Genomic DNA, 22,475 nt, shown 5'->3' on the forward strand with positions numbered 1-22,475 from the left:
ACTTCGCCTCGTTACATCAAGCGTTGATAGAGATCGCGGTATGACTGCGCCGCGACATGCCAGCTAAAGTCCATGGACATCGCCTGACGTTGTACGTAACGCCACAGCGATGGACGGGACCACAAGACGAAAGCACGCCGAATCGCCCGAAGCAGCGACCAGGCATTACTGTCCTCAAAGACAAATCCGCTGGCGATACCGTCCGCCAGGTTTTCCAGAGAGCTGTCGGATACGGTATCCGCCAGTCCGCCCGTGCGGCGTACCAGCGGCAGGGTGCCGTATTTCAGGCCGTACAGCTGCGTCAGGCCGCAGGGTTCGAAACGGCTTGGCACCAGGATGACGTCCGCGCCGCCCATAATGCGGTGCGAGAACGCTTCGTGGTAGCCAATCTGTACGCCTACCTGCCCCGGATGTTCCGCGGCGGCGGCAAGGAAACCTTCCTGCAGCACCGGGTCGCCCGCGCCGAGCAGCGCCAGCTGTCCCCCCTGCTCCAGTAAACCGGGCAGCGCCTCCAGCACCAGATCCAGCCCTTTCTGGCTGGTCAGGCGGCTCACGACGGCGAACAGCGGCACTTTGTCGTTCACCTTCAGGCCCATCGCAATCTGCAGCTGGCGTTTGTTCTCCGCTTTGTCTTCCACGGAATCACGACCGTAGCGCGCCGCCAGAAGGAGATCGGTTTCCGGGCTCCAGATTTGTTCATCCACGCCGTTCAGGATGCCCGACAGGCGGCCTTCGCGATGGCGCTGCTGCAGCAACCCTTCCATGCCGTAGCCAAACGCCGGCTGGGTGATCTCACGCGCGTAGGTTGGGCTCACCGCCGTGATGTGATCGGCGTAGTACAGCCCCGCCTTCAGGAACGAGATCTGCCCGTTAAACTCCAGACCGTGCATGTTAAAGAACGACCATGGCAGATCGATGTCATTCATGTGATGGGCGTAGTACATCCCCTGATACGCCAGGTTATGCACGGTAAAGACCGATTTCGCCGGGTGGCCGCGCGCGGCGAGATACGCCGGGGCAAGCCCGGCGTGCCAGTCGTGCGCGTGCACCACGTCCGGACGCCAGAACGGATCCAGCCCCGTCGCCATTTCGGCGCCGACCCAGCCGAGCAGCGCAAAGCGCAGCACGTTGTCGGTATAGGCGAACAGGTTCGTATCGTGATACGGGCTGCCCGGGCGATCGTATAAGTGCGGCGCGTCGATCAGGTAAATCCCTACGCCATTGTAATGTCCAAACAGCAGGGTAATGCGTCCGGCAAACGTTTCACGGCGGGTCACCACTTTCGCATCGGGTATACCGCGCCGGATATCCGGAAAGGCGGGCAGCAGGACTCGGGTATCCACGCCTCCGGCGATTTGCGCCGCCGGTAATGCGCCAAGCACATCTGCCAGTCCGCCCGTTTTTAATAACGGGAACATCTCAGAACATACGTGTAAAACCTGCATCATCGCTCCTGTTTGATCTGCAGCTTCCGCAACATTTCCCGTGTGACTAACACGATCCCCTCTTCCGAACGGTAGAAACGACGCGCGTCTTCTTCCGCATTCTCCCCAATAACCATCCCTTCAGGGATGACGCAGGCACGGTCGATCACGCAACGACGCAGACGACACGAGCGCCCTACCCAGACATCCGGCAACAAGACTGCCGAATCGATATTACAGAATGAATTTATCCGCACGCGCGGGAACAGCACCGACTGCACCACGACCGAACCGGAGATAATGCACCCGCCGGACACCAGCGAGTTCAGCGTCATCCCGTGGCTGCCGGAGCGGTCCTGGACGAACTTGGCCGGCGGCAGCGACTCCATATGGGTACGAATCGGCCAGTTCTGGTCATACATATCCAGTTCAGGCGTAACCGATGCCAGATCGAGGTTCGCTTTCCAGTACGCTTCCAGCGTGCCCACATCGCGCCAGTAGGGTTCCGCATTCGGGTCGGACTGCACGCAGGACAGCGGGAAAGGATGTGCATACGCCATGCCAGCTTTCGTGATTTTCGGAATGATGTCTTTACCGAAGTCGTGGCTGGAGTTTTCGTCTTTGTCGTCTTCTTCCAGCAGCCCATAAAGATAATCTGCGTCAAAGACATAGATCCCCATGCTGGCGAGTGATTTGGTGTCATCGCCCGGCATGGTTGGCGGGTTCGCCGGTTTTTCAACGAAGTCGATAATTTTGTCGTCGGCATCCACGTGCATGACGCCAAACGCCGTCGCTTCAGCAACGGGCACAGGCAGACACGCCACGGTGCAGCGCGCCCCTTTTTCGACGTGGTCGATCAGCATGTGGGAGTAATCTTGCTTGTAGATGTGGTCCCCGGCGAGGATCACGATATATTCCGCGTTGTAGCGACGAATGATGTCGAGGTTCTGGGTCACCGCATCCGCTGTCCCGCGATACCAGTTTTCGCCGTGGACGCGTTGCTGCGCAGGAAGGAGATCGACAAACTCGTTCATCTCTTCGCTGAAGAATGACCAGCCGCGCTGGATATGCTGAACCAGCGTATGCGACTGATACTGCGTAATGACGCCGATGCGGCGAATGCCCGAGTTCAGGCAGTTGGAGAGCGCAAAGTCGATGATACGGAACTTACCACCAAAGTGAACAGCCGGTTTGGCGCGCTTGATGGTCAAATCTTTCAGACGGGTACCACGCCCGCCCGCAAGTATCAGGGCAACCGTTTTTAATGGTAGCTGGCGTGCCAACATTAAGGGATCGTTCTTCTCTAATCTAACCATGACTAACTCCTTTTTTATCATCTTTGGAATACGCACACTCCGTGCGCAGGCCCGTGCCAGACAGCCATTACTACCGGATTATCCGCTCCGGCAAAGGGAGGAACGGCGCGCCATTCCCCTTCAGGTAAAACAATCTCTGCGACGTCATCCGTCGCGTTCAGCGTGACCAGCCATTTATCCGACAGCAGGATTTGCAGGCGTGGTACGCCGTGTTGCCACTCTTGCGCGCTTAACGGTTGCGCGTCTTTATTCAGCCAGCGAACGTTGCCGTCACCCTCTTCCCACCAATTGTTGGCGGTCAGCGCGGGGATCTGCTGGCGAAGATGGATCAGCGCAGCGGTAAAATGAATCAGCCCGCTGTTGGCTTCACCCCAGTCGAGCCAGGTTAAGGTGTTGTCCTGGCAATAGGCGTTGTTGTTACCGTGCTGGCTATGACCATGCTCATCGCCAGCCAGCAGCATCGGCGTGCCCTGCGACAGTAAAAGCGTTGTCAGCAGCGCATGAACGCTGGCGCGTCGCCGCTCTATCACATCCAGACTTCCGCCTAACCCTTCTATACCATGATTGAAGCTATGGTTATTGTTAGTGCCATCGCGATTCTCTTCGCCGTTCGCCTCATTGTGTTTCTGATTGAAACAAACGCAGTCCCTGAGCGTAAAACCGTCGTGCGCCGTCAACAGATTGACGGTGGCCGACGGGCGTTTGCCGTCGCGCTTAAAGAGATCGCTCGACGCGGCAAAGCGCCCGGCAAATTCCCCCAGCGACAGGTTCCGCTCCAGCCAGAAGCGGCGCACGGCGTCGCGGTAGTGGTCGTTCCACTCGGCAAACAGCGGCGGGAAATTCCCGACCTGATAACCGCCTTCACCGATGTCCCACGGCTCGGCAATGAGCTTCACCTGCGAGAGCACCGGGCAGTTTTTGATCGCCTCAAACAGCGGCGCCTGCTGGCTGAATGCCGGCGTGCGCCCCATCACCGGCGCCAGGTCGAAACGAAAACCGTCGACGTGGTACGTCTCTACCCAGTATTTCAGGCATTCATACGCAAAATGCGTGACCGCCGGATGGCTGAGATTGAGCGTGTTGCCGCAGCCGGTCCAGTTCTCGTAATCGCCATCCTGCCTGATCCAATAATAGCTACGGTTATCAATTCCGCGCATGGAGAGCGTCGGGCCGTCGAGATCGCTTTCGGCGCTGTGGTTCAGCACTACGTCCAGAATGACCTCAATGCCCGCCGCGTGGAGCGCCTTCACCGCATCGCGGAACTCGTCCCGCGCCTTTTCCGGATGGACGGCATAGCGCGGCTCGAGCGCGAACATCGCCAGCGGGTTGTAGCCCCAGTAGTTGCTCAGCCCCAGCCGCTGCAGGCGCGGCTCGCTGGCAAAATGGGCAACGGGGAGCAGTTCCAGAGCGGTGATGCCGAGGTGTTTCAGGTAGGCGATCATAGTGGGATGCCCGAGCGCCTTGTAGGTGCCGCGCATCTCTTTGGGGATCGACGGATGCAGGTAGGTCAGCCCTTTGACGTGGGCTTCATAAATGACGGTCTTGCCCCACGGCGTCTGCGGCGGGGCATCGTCTTCCCAGTCATAAAGATCGTTCACCACCACGCTTTTTGGCGCGACGGGCGCGCTGTCGCGATGGTCAGGCTCGCCGTAGCCCACGTGGAAGAGCGGGTCATCTTTAAATTCACCGTCCACACGGTGCGCGCACGGGTCAATCAACAGCTTCGCCGGGTTAAACCAGTGCCCCTGCGCGGGCTCCCACGGACCGTGAACGCGAAAGCCGTAGTGCATGCCGGGCCGCCCTCCGGCCAGGTAGCCGTGCCAGGTATCCCCCGTACGCGCGGGTAAATCGTAACGGTGCTCGTTACCTTCCCCGTCAAACACGCACAGTTCAACCCGCTCGGCGTGAGCGGAAAAGAGGGTGAAGTTCACCCCTTTTCCGTCAAAATGCGCCCCGAGCGGTTCGGGTTTACCTGCCGTAAGCTGCGTCATTCGCCCTCCCGCATCAGCCAGATGGTGCCAAGCGGCGGCAGCGTCAGGCTCAGGGAGTTGGGTCGCCCGTGGCTTTCAATGGCGTCGCTCTGTACCAGCCCGCCGTTACCGGCGTTGCTGCCGTGGTAGTGCATCGAGTCGGTATTCAGAATTTCACGCCATTTGCCCGGCTGGTTAATGCCGAAGCGGTAGTGTTCGCGCGGCACTGGGGTGAAGTTGCTGGCGACGATGATCTCGTTACCCGCTTTATCACGACGCACAAAGACAAACACCGAGCGCTCATGGTCGTCCACCACCAGCCATTCAAAGCCGTACGGATCGAAGTCGAGCTCGTGCAGCGCTTTGTGGTGGCGATAGGTCAGGTTCAGATCGCGCACCAGACGCTGCACCCCGTGGTGCCAGTTGTCGCCGCCTTCCAGCAGATGCCAGTCGAGGCTGGCGTCGTGGTTCCACTCGCGCCCTTGGGCGAACTCATTGCCCATGAACAGCAGTTTCTTGCCCGGGAAGGCAAACATCCAGCCGTAATAGGCGCGCAGGTTGGCAAACTTCTGCCACGCGTCGCCCGGCATGCGGTCGAGAATCGATTTTTTACCGTGTACCACCTCATCGTGCGAAAGCGGCAGCATGAAGTTTTCGGTGTAGTTGTAGAGCATCCCGAACGTCAGTTTATCGTGATGATACTTACGGTGAACCGGATCCAGCTTCATGTAATCGAGCGTGTCGTGCATCCAGCCCAGGTTCCACTTATACCAGAACCCCAGGCCGCCCAATGACGGCGGACGGGAGACACCCGCAAAGTCGGTCGACTCTTCCGCCATGGTCACGGCACCGTCCACCTGCTCGCCGATAATGCGGTTGGTATTACGCAGGAATTCAATCGCTTCCAGGTTTTCGCGGCCGCCAAACTCGTTCGGGATCCACTCCCCCTCTTTGCGGCTGTAGTCGCGGTAGATCATCGACGCCACCGCATCCACGCGCAGGGCATCGATGCCAAACCGCTCGATCCAGTACAGGGCATTCCCGACCAGGTAGTTTGAGACCTCACGGCGACCGTAGTTGTAGATCAGCGTGTTCCAGTCCTGGTGATAGCCTTCGCGCGGATCGCTGTGCTCGTACAGCTTCGTACCGTCAAACTCTGCCAGCGCGAAATCATCCGCCGGGAAATGGCCCGGCACCCAGTCGAGGATGACGTTCAGCCCGGCGGCGTGCGCGGCATCAATGAAATAGCGGAAGTCATCGCGGGTGCCGAAGCGGCGGGTCGGCGCATACAGCCCGGTGGGCTGATAGCCCCAGCTGCCGTCGAACGGGTGCTCGTTGACCGGCAGCAGCTCCAGGTGGGTAAAGCCCATCCATTTGGCGTACGGGACCAGCTGGTCGGCAAGCTCCCGGTAGCTGAGCCAGAAGTTGTTATCGGTGTGGCGACGCCAGGAGCCGAGATGGACTTCATAAACGGAGATCGGCGCATCAAAGCGGTTAGCCTGCTTACGCTCCTCCGTCTGAACGACCTTCTCCGGCAGGCCGCAAATCAGCGACGCGGTATCCGGACGCATCTGCGCTTCAAAGGCATACGGGTCGGCTTTAATGCGCAGCTTGCCGTGGGCGTCAATCATCTCGAATTTATAAAGCTGCCCGTGGTGCGCCCCGGGGATAAACAGCTCCCAGATGCCGGTTTCCCGACGCAGGCGCATCGGATGGCGGCGACCATCCCAGTAGTTGAACTGGCCGACAACGGAGACACGCTGGGCATTGGGCGCCCATACGGAGAACCGCGTGCCGGTAATGCCGTCCATGGTATCGGCATGGGCACCCAGCGTTTCATAAGGGCGGAGATGCGTCCCTTCGGAGAGGAGCCAGGCATCCATCTCTTTAAGCAGAGGGCCAAAGCTGTAGGGATCGTCAATCAGGTTTTGCTGACCGTGCCAGAGAACGGCGAGCTGATAGCGAAAAGGATTTTTACGACGGGGCATCACGCCCGAGAAGAAGCCACGGGAATCGAGGCATTCCAGGTTACCGACCTTGCGGCCGGTTTTGGGTTCAATCACCCAGACTTCTGTGGCATCCGGTAACAGTGCCCGAACTTCCAGACCGGCCTCAGTACGGTGCATCCCAAGCACAGAAAAGGGGTCAGCGAAATGACCCGCAATAAGCGCATTAATCACGTCTCTATCCACACGATCGGACATGGTATTCATCCTGTTTTTTATGCCGTCCTTTTTAAGCGCTCCGGGACGACTTTTAATGTGACCTGAACGGGACAGCACAAAAATGTGCATCCATTCTGCTCCGCTCGAACCTCAGGTAAGAAATGACTCTTCCTTAAAGCATAGCCAACGCTCTAGATGACTCCTGATAAAAAATAAGACATACGCGTGTTACTCCATGTAGTACGCAAAAAAAAGGGGTGAAAATCACCCCTGGTATTTAACAAATTATTACGCCAGCTGGCGCAGCATGCGGCGCAGCGGTTCGGCGGCGCCCCACAGGAGCTGGTCACCGACGGTGAACGCGGAGAGATACTCCGGCCCCATGTTCAGCTTACGCAGACGGCCAACCGGCGTGGTCAGCGTGCCGGTCACCGCTGCCGGGGTCAGCTCGCGCATGGTGATATCGCGATCGTTTGGCACCACTTTCGCCCATGGGTTGTGCGCGGCCAGCAGCTCTTCCACGGTCGGAATAGACACATCTTTTTTCAGTTTAATAGTGAAAGCCTGGCTGTGGCAGCGCAGTGCGCCGATACGCACGCACAGACCGTCAACCGGAATGGTGTTCGCGGTATTGAGGATTTTGTTGGTCTCAGCCTGGCCTTTCCACTCTTCGCGGGTCTGGCCGTTATCCAGCTGCTTGTCGATCCACGGGATCAGGCCACCGGCCAGCGGTACGCCAAAGTTATCCACCGGCAGCTCGCCGCTGCGGGTCAGCTGGGTCACTTTACGCTCGATATCCAGAATAGCGGATGCCGGGTTTGCCAGCTCGGTCGCAACGCTCTGGTGCAGTTGGCCCATCTGGGTCAGCAGCTCGCGCATGTGACGCGCACCGCCGCCGGACGCCGCCTGGTAGGTCGCCACGGAGACCCACTCCACCAGATCCTGCGCGAACAGGCCGCCGAGGGACATCAGCATCAGGCTGACGGTGCAGTTACCGCCAACAAACGTTTTCACGCCGTTGTTCAGGCCATCGGTGATCACGCCCTGGTTAACCGGGTCGAGAATGATGATGGCATCGTCTTTCATGCGCAGCGACGAGGCCGCGTCAATCCAGTAGCCCTGCCAGCCGCTTTCACGCAGCTTTGGATAGATTTCGTTGGTATAATCGCCGCCCTGGCAGGTCACAATAATGTCGAGCGCCTTCAGCGCTTCCAGATCGTAAGCATCCTGCAACGTGCCTGTGGTACCACCAAAGGACGGAGCAGCCTGGCCGAGCTGAGAAGTGGAGAAGAAGACCGGGCGGATAGCGTCGAAATCGCGCTCTTCAACCATGCGTTGCATGAGTACAGAGCCGACCATACCGCGCCAGCCGATAAAACCAACGTTTTTCATAGCATTTTTTTCCTGCTGAGGGTGTGTGCTGATTGTGCAAGCCAGTATTGAACTGGGATATGCTTCACATTACAAAATGCTGCCAAAGTCGCAAGCGAAATTAATCGATGATTGCCCGGCAATCAGAAATACAGCTAATTATCATAATAACCTTAGAGAGTTTCAGGGATAATTTACATGAGTGAAATCATTTCCGCCGCGGTTTTATTGATCCTGATTATGGATCCCCTGGGCAACCTGCCCATCTTCATGTCGGTGCTAAAACACACCGAGCCGAAGCGTCGCCGGGCGATCATGATCCGCGAGCTGCTCATCGCCCTGCTGGTGATGTTTATCTTCCTGTTTGCGGGTGAAAAAATTCTCGCATTCCTGAACCTGCGTGCCGAAACCGTGTCGATTTCCGGCGGGATTATTCTGTTCCTGATTGCCATTAAGATGATTTTCCCGAGCGCGGAAGGCAGCAGCAGCGGCCTGCCTGCGGGTGAAGAGCCATTTATTGTGCCGCTGGCGATCCCCCTCGTCGCGGGCCCGACCATTCTGGCCACGCTGATGCTGCTGTCGCATCAGTATCCGAATCAGATGAGCCATCTGGTGATTGCCCTGCTGATTGCCTGGGGCGGGACGTTCATTATCCTGCTGCAGTCGTCCCTGTTCCTGCGCCTGCTGGGCGAAAAAGGGGTAAACGCGCTGGAGCGCCTGATGGGGCTGATTCTGGTCATGATGGCAACGCAGATGTTCCTGGACGGGATCCGGGCGTGGATGAAGGGCTAGGTAAAAGCAAAATGGCCACTACGTGGCCATTTTTAATGTTTGCTCCCTCTCCCCGTGGGAGAGGGCCGGGGTGAGGGCATCAGGCCGCAGAGGCCTTTTTTGCCGGGTGGCGCTAACGCTTACCCGGCCTACAACTGCTCTAGTCCCGTAGGTCGGGTAAGCGTTAGCGCCACCCGACTTTTTTCACAGTGGCAAGATGCCTTCATTTGTACGCAACCAGCGCGGTGCTTTCAACATACCGCTATACAGCCCAACTAAGCCTTGCAACAAATCTCCAGCCACTCTTTCATCACGTTCTGAAAGTGAACGAGCCAACAGCAACTGTGTTAATAGCTGGCAATAGCTTCCCAACTGATCAACTTCCGGTTCGAAGGCAGGGACGTCCAACGGCAGGTCATCTACCGTTAAACTCGCTTTTAAATATTCAGGAACAGGTTCAAGCAATGTTGGCTGGAGAAGAGCCAGACAGGCGGAAAGCCGCCCGCACAGCGCCATCTTCTGTGGCTGATCTTCGCATTCAGCCATTGAGTCAACAAACCGCTCGCAGTTGTCTGCAAGTTTGGTGAAATCTGTGGTGCGATCGAACGGAATAGTGAATAAAGAGTGAGAAACGTTAGGGGTAGTAGTCATATGACCGCCTCCAAAGAGTAGTTTTTATCCACCACTGGAGAGGCTAATCTCGCTGGTGGCGGAACCGAGCAGGGTTAGCCTTACCGGCCTCTTCGGATACCGGCGCGTCTTGCGACGCCCCCGCTCGGCCCACCGTTGGAGTGTAGCTAAGCGTGCGACACAAAAATACTTGTGTCACCGAAGAAGTAAGGCAGGAGGCTAATCCTGGCGCCTGATTTTGCAGGCGCGGCAAGAAGATACTGCTTTGCCGATCGGGTGGCAAGAGAGGCTCTGGAAGGCGGCTCGCAAAACGAATGATTATTTATGATGGGTACGGCCTGATACCCTCAACCTCCCCCCAAATAAGTGAGGGCTATCCCTTACGAATCAAATACCGGTACGGCAGCGCCTCAGTCTGCTGTGCCACCAGCTCATGCTCCATAAAGGTACAAAAACCGGGAATGTCGCGGGTCGTGGCCGGGTCGTCGGCGATGATCAGCAGCGTTTCACCGGTCTGCATGTTGCGCACGGTTTTACGTACCATCATTACCGGTTCCGGGCAGCGAAGGCCCTGGGCATCAAGGGTGTGGTCTGGGCTGGAAAACAGGTCGGTCATGATCTTCTCGGTCAGGTAAAAACGGCTGTAGTTTACGCCCGGTTGCGATCAATGCAAACCAGGTTAACGATTGCGTAAAAACTAACCATTGCAATGTCCTGCCAAAGCAGTATCATGCTGCGGTTTTTATTGGGTTCCCTCACCCCAACGTATAAAAAGGTCACAATATGACGCAGTTTTCTGAATCTCAGCGCGTAAAAGCGTTGTTCTGGCTTTCGCTTTTCCATTTGCTGGTGATCACCTCCAGCAACTATCTGGTGCAGCTCCCTATCTCCATCTTTGGTTTTCATACCACCTGGGGCGCGTTCAGTTTCCCGTTTATTTTCCTCGCCACCGATCTGACCGTGCGTATCTTTGGCGCACCGCTGGCTCGCCGCATTATTTTTGCGGTCATGCTCCCGGCGCTGTTCATCTCGTACGGGGTTTCGTCCCTGTTTTATATGGGAAGCTGGCAGGGTTTTGAGGCGTTAACCCACTTCAACCTGTTTGTCGCCCGTATCGCCGCAGCAAGCTTTATGGCCTACGCGCTGGGGCAGATTCTGGACGTACATGTGTTTAACCGCCTGCGTCAGAATCATCGCTGGTGGATGGCACCCACCGCCTCCACGCTGTTCGGTAACGTGAGCGATACGCTGGCCTTCTTCTTCATCGCCTTCTGGCGTAGCCCGGATGCGTTTATGGCCGAACACTGGATGGAAATCGCACTGGTGGACTACTGCTTTAAGGTGCTCATCAGCATTGTCTTCTTCCTGCCCATGTACGGCGTGCTGCTGAATATGCTGCTGAAAAGGCTGGCAGATAAATCTGAAATCACGGCATTGCAGGCAGGTTAAGGGTTCGCTTTATCAGTTGTGATAAGATGAACGAATGAGCCGTTATGGCCGTTTATCGAAAGGAAGAAGTCAATGCGCAATCTGGTTAAATATGTCGGGATTGGCCTGCTGGTTGTGGGTCTTGCAGCCTGTGATAACAGCGACACAAAAACGCCTGCTCAGGGCGCATCCGCAGAAAGCAATGCGACCGGCCAGCCGGTGAATCTGATGGAGGGCAAACTCAGCTTCTCTCTGCCAGCCGATATGACTGACCAGAGCGGCAAGCTGGGCACTCAGGCGAACAACATGCACGTTTACTCCGACGCAACCGGGCAGAAAGCGGTCATTGTGATTGTGGGCGACGACACCAGCGAAGATCTGGCCGTCCTGTCCAAACGTCTTGAAGATCAGCAGCGCGGCCGCGACCCGCAGCTGCAGGTCGTGACCAATAAATCGATCGAGCTGAAAGGCCATAAGCTGCAGCAGCTGGACAGCATCATCTCTGCGAAAGGCCAGACCGCTTACTCCTCTGTCGTGCTGGGCAAGGTCGATAACAAACTCCTGACCCTGCAGATCACCCTGCCAGCGGAAGATCAGCAGAAAGCGCAGACGGCTGCTGAAAATATCATTAACACCATCGTGATCCAGTAACGTTTCACGATGATGACGTGGCCTCCGGTGCCTGCACCGGGGGCCATTTTTTTAGCCGCCACGTCAGCAGCAAGGCCACGATCACCAGACCCGCTGCGGCAAGATAGATCACCGGCACGCCTGCCCAGGCCATCACCAGCCCCGCCAGCGGGCCGGTAATGCCTAACGACATATCCATAAACACCGTATAGGTCGCCAGCGCGGCACCCTGATTCTGCGGCGGCACGGCTTTAACCGCCACCACGCCCAGCGCCGGGAATACCAGTGAAAAACCGGCTCCCGCGAGGAAGACGCCCACTTTCGCGACCCAGGGCACCATCGCTATTCCGGTCAGCAGCAGCCCGACAATCTCTATCGCAAAGCAGATCATCGCCACGTTCAGCCCACCCAGACGGTTGATGCCGTTAGGGAAAAGCAGGCGCGCGCCAACAAACGCACAGCTGAACAGGGTTAACGCAAAGGCCGCGCCGTCCCAGCCTTTGGCGTCATAGAACAGGGTAATGAAGGTCGCGATCACACCGAAGCCGGTGGTCGCCAGCGCCAGGGCCATGCCGTAAGGCCAGACGCGCCCCAGCACCGCCCGAAACGGCAGCGGCTTGCCCTTGCTGGCCTTCACTTTCGGGCGCGGCAGCGCAAACAGAATCGCCAGCAGCGCGACCGCCATGATGGTGACGGCCAGCCCATACAGCCCGCCAAACGCATAGCAGGCCACGCCGAGCGGCGCACCGAGCGCCATCGCACCGTAGGTGACAATCCCGTTCCAGGAGATCACCCGGCCAATGTGCGGCGCACCGACAACCCCCACGCCCCACAGCGTCGAGCCGGTTCCCGCCAGGCTTTGCCCGATGCCGAGGATGACGCGGCCCAGGCAGAGGAGCGCCAGGCTGACCAACGGCCAGTGGCTGGTCGTGGCAGCCAGCAGGTAGCTCAGGCCACTGAGGAAGCAGCCGCACAATCCCACCACCACGATGCTTTTTGGACCGAACGTGTCCGCGTAGCGACCAGCATGCGGTCGGCTCAGGAGCGTGGCGAAATACTGCAGGCTAATCACCAGCCCCGCCCAGAAGGCACTGAAGCCCATCACGTCATGGACATAGCCCGGCAGGACCGCCAGCGGCAGGCCGATGGTGAGATAGCTGGCAAAGTTGAAAATAACAACGGAAACGATGCGCAGATTGAGGCGCAGTCCGCTCAGTGCCGTTTCAGCGGCAGGTTCGGGCATGGGGTTCTACCTGGATTTTTTACAACAGTGTTTCACTATTACCACGCCCCAATAAGAAAATCAGCACCGACTTTCAGATTAACGGTGCCAGACGAAGCGAAGCCCGGGCACTACACTTATCGGGTCATCATATTAAGGAACACGCATGATCGCTAACCCGTCCGACAAAGCAGGACTCCACATCTTATTAAAGCTCGCCTGTCTGGTGGTTATCCTTGCGGGTATTCATGCTGCCGCTGACATTATTGTCCAGCTCCTGCTGGCGCTCTTTTTTGCCATTGTGCTTAATCCTCTGGTCACCTGGTTTCTTCGCCGGGGCGTCAGCCGTCCGGTCGCCATCACCATTGTCGTCATCGTGATGCTGATTGCCCTGACGGCGCTCTTCGGTGTGCTGGCGGCCTCGCTGAGCGAATTCTCCACCATGCTGCCGCAGTACAACAAAGAGCTGACGCGTAAGATTGTGGCGCTGCAGGAGATGGTGCCCTTTCTCAATCTGCATATCTCACCTGAACGGATGCTGCGCAGGATGGATTCCGAGAAGGTTATGACCTACGCCACCACGCTGATGACGGGGCTTTCCGGCGCAATGGCCAGCATTCTGCTGCTGGTCATGACGGTGGTGTTTATGCTGTTTGAAGTCCGCCACGTCCCCTATAAGCTGCGCTTTGCGTTGAATAATCCCCAAATTCATATCGCCGGGTTACACCGGGCGCTGAAGGGAGTCTCAAAATATCTGGCGCTGAAAACGCTGCTGAGCGTCTGGACCGGGGTGATTGTCTGGCTGGGGCTGATGCTGATGGACGTGCAGTTCGCGCTGATGTGGGGCGTACTGGCGTTTCTGCTCAACTACGTGCCCAATATTGGCGCGGTGCTTTCCGCCGTGCCGCCGATGATTCAGGCGTTTCTTTTTAACGGTTTTTACGAATGCATGCTGGTTGGCGCGCTGTTCCTCGTGGTGCATATGGTGCTGGGCAATATTCTCGAGCCGCGCATGATGGGGCACCGGCTGGGCATGTCGACGCTGGTCGTCTTTTTATCCTTACTGATTTGGGGATGGCTGCTGGGCCCGGTCGGCATGCTGCTGTCGGTCCCCCTGACCAGCGTGTGTAAGATCTGGATGGAAACCACTAAAGGCGGCAGCAAGCTGGCGATCCTGCTCGGGCCGGGGAGGCCAAAAAGCCGGTTGCCTGGGTAAGCACTCTCGTCTGGTTAGCCATTACCGGGGACAATAGATTATAGTAATGGTTTCGCCGCGAAACTTTGCGACTCTCTCTGTTTTGACTGAAGGCCAGACGTTATATGTACCAGGTTTTTCTGGGAAAAATCTCCTCGCTGAGCACCAATCGCTGGGCTGAAGCACTCTCCCGACACGCGCCCGAAGGCGCCCAGCGTGCGCGCTGGCTGGCGGGTCGCGGGTTGCTTTCGCGTCTGCTGGCCCCGAAGTCACTGCCGGAGATTATCCACAACGAACAGGGGAAACCCCTTTTTGCCGGCGACTATCCGCTGTGGTTCAGCCTTAGCCACGCGGATGATGACATTGCGTTAATTATCAGTGACGAAGGTAACGTGGGCTGTTCACTGGAACGTATTCGCCCGCAGGATAACTGGCACACGCTCGCCAATGCCGTCTTCAGCGGCGCCGAGCATGAAGAGCTGGAAAAAGAAATGCCAGAGAGCCAGCTTACGGCGTTCTGGCGCATCTGGACGCGGAAAGAAGCGATCGTTAAACAGAGCGGCGGTCACGCCTGGCAAATGGTTAGCATTGACAGTACCGCCCGCGCATTTCACTCAGTCAGCCACTGCCGGATAGACTCGCTGAGTCTTGCGGTCTGTACCGCGACGCCCTTTGAGCTCAGGGCCGGGCTGATCCATTCTGCTGACGACGTGCTGGCCGAAAAATCGTCAACACACCCAGAATAATAAACCCGACCCCCACCAGCCCGTGCCAGGAGAAGCTTTCTCCCCAGCCCGGCAGCAGGATCGCGGCGCCCCACACCAGGATATAGCTAAGACTCAGCAAGGCATACGCTTTGCTGAGCGCCATGCGATGCAGCGCCAGGTACCAGCAGCCCATCGAGGCCACATATCCCATCAACCCCAGCAGCAGCGCCCCCGTGCCGGATGAGAAGTGCCACAGCGCGGAAATAAGCGCCAGAACATCGCTGACCGGCGGCAGTGCCTGCATCGCACTGCGCAGCAACAGCTGCGCGGCGCTGACTAACAGCACGCTGCATAAGGCCCAGAACGCCCCTTTCACAGGCTTCCTCCCAGGATAACAATCCCAATGATGATCAACCCTACCCCCAGCCAGTGATGTGACGCGACGGTTTCACGCCAGAATACCTTCGCCGCCAGCGTCACCCAGACAAAATTAAGGCTCAGCATAGGGTAGGCAATGCCGACAGGCAGGCGCTGCAGCACCACCAGCCAGACCAGCATCCCGCTGCCCAGCGCCAGCAGAGCCAGGCCAAGCCACAGCGCGATATGCACGCCACGCCGCCCGGCTTTCGCCGGACGGGTAGCCTGTTTCTGGCACAGCTGTCCTGCACAGCTGAGCAGGCTTGCCAGTATCAGCCAGATCCAGGTCATCACTTCGGCAGATACTGCAGGTAGGCCAGACGGCCCTGGATATACAGGCTGTCCGGTTCTGGCAGATTCGCCCGCGAAAGGTCATCGCGTTTTGACAGCAGGATAACCAGCGATACGCGACCCTGCTGACGGTGCTCAGCCAGCCACTGCGCGAAGTCATCTTTACCGACAAAACGATCTTTCACATCAGGATAATCCAGCCCGTAGCGCAGTTCGCCACTCTGACCAAACAGCGTGATGTCATTGCGCTTCAGCTCCCACGCCAGGCCAGCGGCCACGCCCACGTTATTGGCCAGCACGTAACGGCTGTCCTGAAGCGGCTCGCGCACGGTGTCGACCAGCGACTGCGGCTGTTTGGAATCCACCACCAGGTTAGGAATGGCGAAACCAATCAGCAGCGCCAGGCCCGCAGGGCAGAACGCCGCCAGCCACCAGCGCTGCTGGCTCTGCCTGAACGTAAACCAGCCTACCGCGGCCCAGATGAGGAACGCGACCACCGCGCAGAACACTTTATACAGTTCGACCGAGGTCCAGACCGGATGCTTAGACAGTCCCCACGGGGAGACCACCAGCGCCGCCACCACGCCGATAACGCCAAACGCCAGGTTAATCCCGCCGTTAATGCGCAACGCTCTGGCGCCTTTCTCCGCCGCGAGGCAGGCATAGCGCGCCATCAGGATCGCCAGCGGGGCAAAACACGGCAGGATGTAGGTCGGCAGCTTGCCTTTGGCGATGCTGAAGAACAGCAGCGGCATCACCACCCATCCCAGCAGATAGAACCCGCCGCCCGCGTTTTGTCGGTCATTCCAGCCGAGACGAAACGCGCCGGGCAGCAGTGCCAGCCACGGCAGGCTACCCGCAATCAGGAACGGTATGTAGTACCAGAACGGGGCTTTGTGCTGCGCGTCGCTCTGGGCGAAACGCTGAATATGCTCCACCCAGAAGAAGTAACGCCAGAAGTCAGGCTCACGCTGCGCAATGGCCAGCCCCCATGGCAGAACAATCAGCACGCAGCTCAGGATCGCGAGCCAGCCAAAAATCAGCACCTCTTTCCAGCGCTTCTGGGCGATCACCCACGGGAGCACGCCAATCACCGGTACCGCCAGCGCCAGGAAGCCTTTGGTCATCACCCCCATCCCGCAGGCCAGCCCAAGCAGCACATAGCCGCCCGCTTTTCCGGCAACGGTTTGGGCCTGTGACGCCAGCCAGAAGCTGCACATCGCCGCCACCAGCCACAGGGTGATGATAGGATCCAGCACCGCATACGTGCCGATGCCATACACCAGGAACAGGGTCAGGAAGATCAGGCCGGAGAAAATGGCTGTCCGCTTATCCCGCCAGAGACGCCAGGCCATCCAGATAACCAGCAGCGCGGCTAAACCGGTGGAGAAGATGGACCCGGCGCGCACGGCGAGGTTCGTGTGCCCGAACAGCATCTGCCCGATGCTGTTGACCCAGTAGCCAGCAATTGGCTTTTCAAAGTAACGCAGCCCCAGAAAATGCGGGACAACCCAGTCTCCGGAGGCCAGCATTTCGCGGCTGATTTCCGCATAGCGCGTTTCATCAGGCTGCCAAAGCAGGCGGATATCGACCGGAATGAGGTAGTAAACGATAAACAGTGCGAGAAGCGCTAAGCCATAACGGGCTGTTTTCATGGGACCGGACTCACGGTTTGTTGATAACCAAGCCAGCCTTCCCGGCCAGCCAGTTCATTACGGACCACTTTGCCCACGGGCAGGGTACTGAGGTCGTCTGGCAGCAGCTCGCTCAACGGGCAGAATTCGATGCCCTCCTGAGCGGCCATGGTCAGCAGTTCATCGAAATCATGCTGATACGCAATCCCTTCCACTTCGGCATGGATGGTATACACCGGCGTACCGGCGTCACGATGAATGCGGTCCAGAATGTAGCGATTGAACTCATCCGCCTTCACCTCGCGTCCGACCACTTCATCCCAGGTGGGAAGCGTGACCGGAATTTGCACCGTACCGTAGCGATTTTCGCCTAACAGCGGCAAAAAGGGCCCGGTTCCGCGGCAATCGCTGTTGTAGCGAAACGCGAACGCCTCTTTGGCTTTCACGACGCGCTGATCCGCACGCCATCCCGCCACGGCGGAGCAGCGCACGGGCTGACCGATGATGGCCTCCAGCTCCAGCATCCCACGCTCGACCTCACGGGACAGGCGCGGGATATCCCAGACGCCCGCCCAGGCTTGCCAGGCATGGTGATCCCAGGCGTGCAGACCCACCTCATGATGCTGCGCCGCCTCGCGGATAACAGCTTCATTACCCGCGCCGATACGTCTGCCGGGCCAGGCGGTGCCGGCCAGCAAAATATCCCAGCCGTAGAGGGATGCTGCGCGCGAGCGCAGCATTTTGTACAGAAATGCCGGTTTAACCAGACGCCATAAATGGCGTCCCATGTTGTCAGGCCCCACGCTGAAGAAAATGCTGGCGCGCACACCGTGCTTGTTCAGCAGTTCCAGCAGTTTGGGTACGCCGTCACGCGTTCCCCTGAAGGTGTCGACATCAATGCGTAAACCGACTTTTTTCATGAGACCTGTTCCGACAGCTCCACGGTGCGCAGGAAGAAATCAAGCGTTTCATCAATGGTCTGTTCCATCTTCACGGTCGGCGTCCAGTTCAGGCAGCGCTTCGCATTGCGAATGCTTGGCTTACGGTGCTCAACGTCCTGATACCCTTTTCCGTAGTAGCTGCTGCTTTCCACTTCGCGGAAGCCGGCAAACGGCGGGAATTTATCGCGCAGCGGATGACGCTCAAAGCTGGCCAGCAGCATCTCGGCCAGCTCGCGAATGCTCGCTTCGTTGTCCGGGTTGCCGATGTTAATGATTTCACCGTTGCAGCGATTATCTTTGTTTTCGATGATGCGGAACAGCGCTTCGATACCGTCGCTGATATCCGTAAAGCAGCGTTTCTGTTTCCCGCCTTCGATAAGCTTGATTGGCGAGCCTTCCACCAGGTTCAGGATCAGCTGGGTGATCGCACGGGAGCTGCCGATACGCGCTGCGTTCAGGTTATCCAGACGCGGACCCATCCAGTTGAACGGGCGGAACAGGGTAAAGCGCAGGCCCTCTTTCTCACCGTAGGCCCAAATCACGCGGTCCAGCAGCTGTTTGGAGACGGAGTAAATCCAGCGCTGTTTGTTGATCGGCCCGACCACCAGGTTGGAGGTGTCTTCATCGAAGTTCTTATCGGTACACATGCCGTACACTTCAGAGGTGGACGGGAAGATGATGCGCTTGTCGTATTTCACGCAGTCGCGGATGATCTTCAGGTTCTCTTCGAAGTCCAGCTCGAACACGCGCAGCGGGTTACGGGTGTACTCAATTGGCGTGGCAATGGCGACTAGCGGCAGCACCACGTCGCATTTTTTAATGTGGTATTCAATCCACTCGGAATGGATGCTGATGTCCCCTTCCACGAAGTGGAAGCGCGGGTTGTCCAGGAAGCGGCTGATCGCATCCGCGCCGATATCCAGGCCGTAAATTTCGTAGTTATCGTCCTTAAGCAGACGTTCGGTCAGGTGGTTACCGATAAAACCGTTCACGCCGAGGATCAGCACGCGGGTGCGGCGTTTGATGGCAACAACCGGTGCGCTGGTGATCAGCGCCCCGGCCACCAGGCCCAGCGACTGCGCCAGCTGTGTGCCCTGAACGTACAGACCGTTGTCGGTTTGTCCGGTAACGATCTCCAGCGCCTGCTCGCCGCAGCTCACAATCAGCGGGGAGACGGAGACGACGGTGCCCGGTTTCGCGGCAGGAATGTCGTCACGCACGCGGGATTTCCAGACGATGAATTTGCTTACGCCCGCAAAGCTGTAGGCGCCCGGCCACGGATCGGTTACGGCGCGCACCAGGTTGTGCAGCTGGCGAGCCGGTTTGTTCCAGTCCAGACGACCATCTTCCGGCGCGCGGCGGCCAAAGCAGCTTGCCTTGCTCTCGTCCTGTGCGGTTTCGCTGAAGGTGCCGTTAAGGATGCCCGGCAGCGCATCACGCAGCAGCGTCTGTGCCGTCGCGTTCAGCTTCTGATGCAGCTGCAGCGCGGTGTCGTCCGCATCAATAGCGACCTTCTGCTGTGCCACGATAGCGCCCGCATCCGCACGGCGCACCATGCGGTGCAGCGTCACGCCCGTTTCCGTTTCACCGTTCACCAGCACCCAGTTCAGCGGGGCGCGGCCACGGTAGGCAGGTAGCAGAGAACCGTGAAGATTAAAGGCGCCTTTTGCGGCCAGGCCTAAGATCTCGTCAGAGAGCAGGTTGCGATAGTAGAACGAGAAAATCACGTCAGGCGCGAGGGCGCGGATGCGCTCCACCCACAGCGGGTGGTTAACGTCGTCCGGCGCATAAACCGGGATACCGCGCTCGGCGGCGATACGCGCCACGGAGCCGAAAAAGGTGTTTTCTCCAGCCGCGTCCGGATGGGTAAAGATTGCCGCAATGTCATAGCCCGCTTCCAGCAGGGCCAGCGTGCCCGTGCACCCCATATCGTGATAGGCAAATACAACAGCTTTCATGGGTGAATTTCCTCTTGAGATGCTTTGTGTTCCTGACGGACAACACGTTGAATAAAGTAGCGCGGACGCGCGCGAACATCGTTATAGATACGGCCAATGTATTCACCGAGGAGACCCATCCCGACAAACTGGGCGCCGATGAACATAAACAGCACGGCAAAAAGCATGAAGACCCCTTCCGCCGCCCACTGCGGGCCAAAGACCAGTCGCAGCACTACCAGCAGAACGGACAGTCCAAAACCGGCCACGGCAATAATGCTGCCGAAAACGCTCAGCAGACGCAGCGGCGTGGTGGTCAGGCAGGTGATGAGGTCATACATCAGGTTGATGAGACGCATAAAGCTGTACTTCGATTCCCCGTGCTCGCGCTCGGCGTGCAGAACCGGGATTTCCGTTGCCTTACGGGCAAAGGTATTCGCCAGAATCGGAATGAAGGTGCTGCGCTCGTGGCAATGCAGCATGGCATCGACAATATGGCGGCGGTAGGCACGCAGCATGCAGCCGTAATCGCCCATCGCTTTACCAGTCGTGCGCTGGATCAGACGGTTGATGGTGCGCGAGGCCAGCTTGCGGAACAGGCTGTCCTGACGGTTCTGACGGACCGTGCCGACCACGTCATAGCCTTCGTCGGCTTTGGCCACCAGGCGCGGGATCTCTTCCGGCGGGTTTTGCAGGTCCGCGTCCAGGGTGATGATCAGATCGCCCGTGACGTGGCTAAACCCCGCCATAATCGCCGAGTGCTGGCCGTAGTTACGGTTGAGCAGCACGGCTACGATGTGGCTGCCTTCAACCTGCGCGGCTTCGGTCAGCATCAGCGCGGAATTATCGCTACTGCCATCATCCACCAGCAGAATTTCGTAGGCCTTGCCCATCGTGTCGCAGGCGGCCGTTGTACGGCGGATCAGTTCGGGCAGGCTCTCCTGCTCGTTATAAACCGGGATGACCACGGATACTTTTTGTACAGGCGGTGCACTGAACATATCAATGTCCTGCAAGCTGATGGAGTGCGGTAATGACGCGGGTTGTGTCGTCATGAGTCATGTCCGGGAAAAGAGGGAGAGAACAAATACGCGCGCTATTCCATTCAGAATTCGGGAGCGATACATCAGGAAAACGCTCGCGGTAGTATTTTTGCGTGTGGGCCGCGCGGAAATGGAGGCCGGTACCGATGCCTTTCTCTTTCAACGCCGCCATCAGGTTGTCGCGTGAGATCCCGCAGCGCGCTTCATCAACGCGAATAATAAACAGGTGCCAGGCGTGCACGTGCGGCCATGACGGAATAGTGAGCGGCTGGAACGGCGTATCGGCAAGCTCCCGCAGGTAGCGTTCAGCGATTTCCTGGCGGCGTTTGTTGGCCTCTTTCAGTTTGCCTAACTGCACCAGCGCCAGCGCGGCGTTGATGTCCGCCAGGTTGTATTTATAGCCCGGCGCGATCACTTCCGCCTGCGGCGCGCGGCCGTGCGTCTGGCGATCATAGGCGTCTACGCCCAGGCCATGGAATTTCAGACTGCGGATCCGCTGTGCCAGCTGCGCGTTATCGGTGACCACCAGGCCGCCTTCCGCGCAGGTCATGTTTTTAATGGCGTGGAAGGAGAAAATTGCCGTTCCTTTCCAGCCCACGTGACGGTTTTTGTAGTACGTTCCGGCGGCATGAGCCGCATCTTCAATCACCGGAATACCGTGACGTTCACCGATGGCATGGATAGCGTCGATTTCACACGGCGCGCCAGCATAGTGAACGGGAATAATGGCTTTAGTGCGCGGGGTAATGGCGGCTTCAACGGCTTCTGGCGTCACCATTAATGTGTCTTTATCCACATCAATCATGACCGGCGTGGCGCCCAGCAATACGATCATATTCAGCGTGGACACCCAGGTCTGGGAAGGGGTAATGACTTCATCGCCCGGGCCAATATCCAGCGCCATCAGCGTAACGTGCATGCCCGCGGTGGCGGAACAGACGGCAATCGCATGCTGATTCCCGGTAAGTTGACAGAATGCCTCTTCAAGTTCCTGATTCTTAGGCCCCGTGGTGATCCAGCCCGACATCAAAACGTCCTGAAGCGCCGCAATTTCCTCAGCGCCCATCGACGGTCGCGAAAAAGGCAGAAAATCACTCATTATTAATTTCCTTGCAATCAAAATGGCACGTTTTTGATATTAACCAAATGCTGGCCCGTTTATTTCAACGAACCATAAACTTATATCAAAGTATCTCTCTTTCCTTAGGGAAAAATTAAGACAGCGTTTACAACGCTATAAGACAACTAGCAGCCAATTGAAAAACAACAAGTTAATTTAATATTAAATATTTTTGATGTGATCTTCTGCAACATTTTGAAATGGGATCATTTAAACCATACATCAACAAACAAAAAAAATCCCGGCCATTTCAAAATAATATG

At 57.8% G+C, this 22,475-nt stretch carries 20 protein-coding genes; 5 read left to right on the top strand and 15 right to left on the bottom strand.

All coding sequences use genetic code 11. The features are described from left to right. Window positions 1–11 precede the first annotated feature (11 nt). The 5 genes from glgA to asd all read right to left on the bottom strand — a co-directional run bounded on the left by glgA (window position 12) and on the right by asd (window position 8,267). Window positions 12–1,445 (bottom strand): glycogen synthase GlgA, encoded by a 1,434-nt coding sequence (gene glgA, locus ABFV38_RS20645; protein WP_008503065.1) that lies wholly within the window; start codon window positions 1,443–1,445, stop codon window positions 12–14. Next, window positions 1,445–2,740 (bottom strand): glucose-1-phosphate adenylyltransferase, encoded by a 1,296-nt coding sequence (glgC, locus tag ABFV38_RS20650; protein WP_348957960.1) that lies wholly within the window; start codon window positions 2,738–2,740, stop codon window positions 1,445–1,447. Before glgC ends, glgA begins: the two co-directional genes overlap by 1 nt. A gap of 17 nt (window positions 2,741–2,757) precedes the next feature. Further along, entirely contained in the window at window positions 2,758–4,731 is a 1,974-nt protein-coding gene (glgX, locus tag ABFV38_RS20655; protein ID WP_348957963.1) for a glycogen debranching protein GlgX, read from the bottom strand. After that, on the bottom strand, window positions 4,728–6,914 hold the full coding sequence (glgB, locus tag ABFV38_RS20660) for a 1,4-alpha-glucan branching enzyme (protein ID WP_045416955.1): 2,187 nt from the start codon (window positions 6,912–6,914) through the stop codon (window positions 4,728–4,730). Before glgB ends, glgX begins: the two co-directional genes overlap by 4 nt. A gap of 249 nt (window positions 6,915–7,163) precedes the next feature. After that, window positions 7,164–8,267: an aspartate-semialdehyde dehydrogenase gene (asd, locus tag ABFV38_RS20665; protein WP_024908885.1), complete on the bottom strand. Its 1,104-nt coding sequence runs from the start codon at window positions 8,265–8,267 to the stop codon at window positions 7,164–7,166. 177 nt (window positions 8,268–8,444) lie between these two features. On the opposite strand from asd, the gene yhgN reads away from it, so the two are divergent. Next, window positions 8,445–9,038, top strand: coding sequence for an NAAT family transporter YhgN (yhgN, locus tag ABFV38_RS20670; protein ID WP_003861574.1), 594 nt, complete (start codon window positions 8,445–8,447; stop codon window positions 9,036–9,038). 183 nt (window positions 9,039–9,221) lie between these two features. Here the strand turns inward: yhgN and ABFV38_RS20675 are convergent, their stop codons facing one another. Together ABFV38_RS20675 and tusA are read right to left on the bottom strand one after the other, a co-directional pair. Beyond that, on the bottom strand, window positions 9,222–9,668 hold the full coding sequence (locus ABFV38_RS20675; protein WP_348957965.1) for a hypothetical protein: 447 nt from the start codon (window positions 9,666–9,668) through the stop codon (window positions 9,222–9,224). 352 nt (window positions 9,669–10,020) lie between these two features. Continuing rightward, a complete protein-coding gene (gene tusA / locus ABFV38_RS20680; protein WP_008503071.1) occupies window positions 10,021–10,263 on the bottom strand; it encodes a sulfurtransferase TusA in 243 nt (80 codons plus the stop codon). A gap of 167 nt (window positions 10,264–10,430) precedes the next feature. Between tusA and ABFV38_RS20685 the strand changes: the two genes are divergently transcribed. Then, window positions 10,431–11,096 carry a 7-cyano-7-deazaguanine/7-aminomethyl-7-deazaguanine transporter gene (locus ABFV38_RS20685; protein ID WP_008503072.1) on the top strand — a complete coding sequence of 222 codons (666 nt, stop codon included), beginning with the start codon at window positions 10,431–10,433 and terminating at the stop codon, window positions 11,094–11,096. A 72-nt stretch (window positions 11,097–11,168) separates the two neighbouring features. Then, on the top strand, window positions 11,169–11,726 hold the full coding sequence (locus tag ABFV38_RS20690; RefSeq protein WP_032664758.1) for a DcrB family lipoprotein: 558 nt from the start codon (window positions 11,169–11,171) through the stop codon (window positions 11,724–11,726). Window positions 11,727–11,730: 4 nt separating this feature from the next. Here ABFV38_RS20690 and ABFV38_RS20695 read toward each other — a convergent pair whose 3' ends face one another. Beyond that, window positions 11,731–12,948: an MFS transporter gene (locus ABFV38_RS20695; RefSeq protein WP_048027718.1), complete on the bottom strand. Its 1,218-nt coding sequence runs from the start codon at window positions 12,946–12,948 to the stop codon at window positions 11,731–11,733. A 145-nt stretch (window positions 12,949–13,093) separates the two neighbouring features. Here ABFV38_RS20695 and ABFV38_RS20700 point away from each other — a divergent pair, with 145 nt between their 5' ends. Then, the gene (locus tag ABFV38_RS20700; protein ID WP_045909021.1) at window positions 13,094–14,143 is read left to right on the top strand and encodes an AI-2E family transporter; all 1,050 of its coding nucleotides are present in this window, start codon (window positions 13,094–13,096) and stop codon (window positions 14,141–14,143) included. Between the two features lie 104 nt (window positions 14,144–14,247). Continuing rightward, on the top strand, window positions 14,248–14,868 hold the full coding sequence (acpT, locus tag ABFV38_RS20705; RefSeq protein WP_235402471.1) for a 4'-phosphopantetheinyl transferase AcpT: 621 nt from the start codon (window positions 14,248–14,250) through the stop codon (window positions 14,866–14,868). On the opposite strand, the gene arnF is transcribed toward acpT, so the two are convergent. From arnF to arnB, 7 genes are read right to left on the bottom strand one after another with little or no spacing between them, the layout of a single operon-like run. Then, window positions 14,801–15,205, bottom strand: a complete 405-nt coding sequence (gene arnF, locus ABFV38_RS20710; protein WP_235402469.1) for a 4-amino-4-deoxy-L-arabinose-phosphoundecaprenol flippase subunit ArnF — start codon at window positions 15,203–15,205, stop codon at window positions 14,801–14,803. The genes acpT and arnF overlap by 68 nt on opposite strands. Then, complete coding sequence (gene arnE, locus ABFV38_RS20715; protein ID WP_045909037.1) at window positions 15,202–15,537, bottom strand: 4-amino-4-deoxy-L-arabinose-phosphoundecaprenol flippase subunit ArnE; 336 nt, start codon at window positions 15,535–15,537, stop codon at window positions 15,202–15,204. The genes arnF and arnE overlap by 4 nt, the downstream gene beginning before the upstream one ends. Then, on the bottom strand, window positions 15,537–17,192 hold the full coding sequence (gene arnT / locus ABFV38_RS20720; RefSeq protein WP_235402467.1) for a lipid IV(A) 4-amino-4-deoxy-L-arabinosyltransferase: 1,656 nt from the start codon (window positions 17,190–17,192) through the stop codon (window positions 15,537–15,539). The genes arnE and arnT overlap by 1 nt, the downstream gene beginning before the upstream one ends. After that, window positions 17,189–18,091, bottom strand: a complete 903-nt coding sequence (gene arnD, locus ABFV38_RS20725; protein WP_235402464.1) for a 4-deoxy-4-formamido-L-arabinose-phosphoundecaprenol deformylase — start codon at window positions 18,089–18,091, stop codon at window positions 17,189–17,191. The genes arnT and arnD overlap by 4 nt, the downstream gene beginning before the upstream one ends. Beyond that, window positions 18,088–20,070 (bottom strand): bifunctional UDP-4-amino-4-deoxy-L-arabinose formyltransferase/UDP-glucuronic acid oxidase ArnA, encoded by a 1,983-nt coding sequence (arnA, locus tag ABFV38_RS20730; RefSeq protein WP_348957966.1) that lies wholly within the window; start codon window positions 20,068–20,070, stop codon window positions 18,088–18,090. Before arnA ends, arnD begins: the two co-directional genes overlap by 4 nt. Beyond that, window positions 20,067–21,050: an undecaprenyl-phosphate 4-deoxy-4-formamido-L-arabinose transferase gene (gene arnC / locus ABFV38_RS20735; protein WP_111967794.1), complete on the bottom strand. Its 984-nt coding sequence runs from the start codon at window positions 21,048–21,050 to the stop codon at window positions 20,067–20,069. The genes arnA and arnC overlap by 4 nt, the downstream gene beginning before the upstream one ends. A 1-nt stretch (window position 21,051) precedes the next feature. Next, a complete protein-coding gene (arnB, locus tag ABFV38_RS20740; protein ID WP_048027756.1) occupies window positions 21,052–22,191 on the bottom strand; it encodes a UDP-4-amino-4-deoxy-L-arabinose aminotransferase in 1,140 nt (379 codons plus the stop codon). Window positions 22,192–22,475 lie beyond the last annotated feature (284 nt).

The organism is Enterobacter cloacae complex sp. Mu1197 (genome assembly GCF_040059225.1).
GTDB classification, from domain to species: Bacteria; Pseudomonadota; Gammaproteobacteria; order Enterobacterales; family Enterobacteriaceae; genus Enterobacter; species Enterobacter quasiroggenkampii.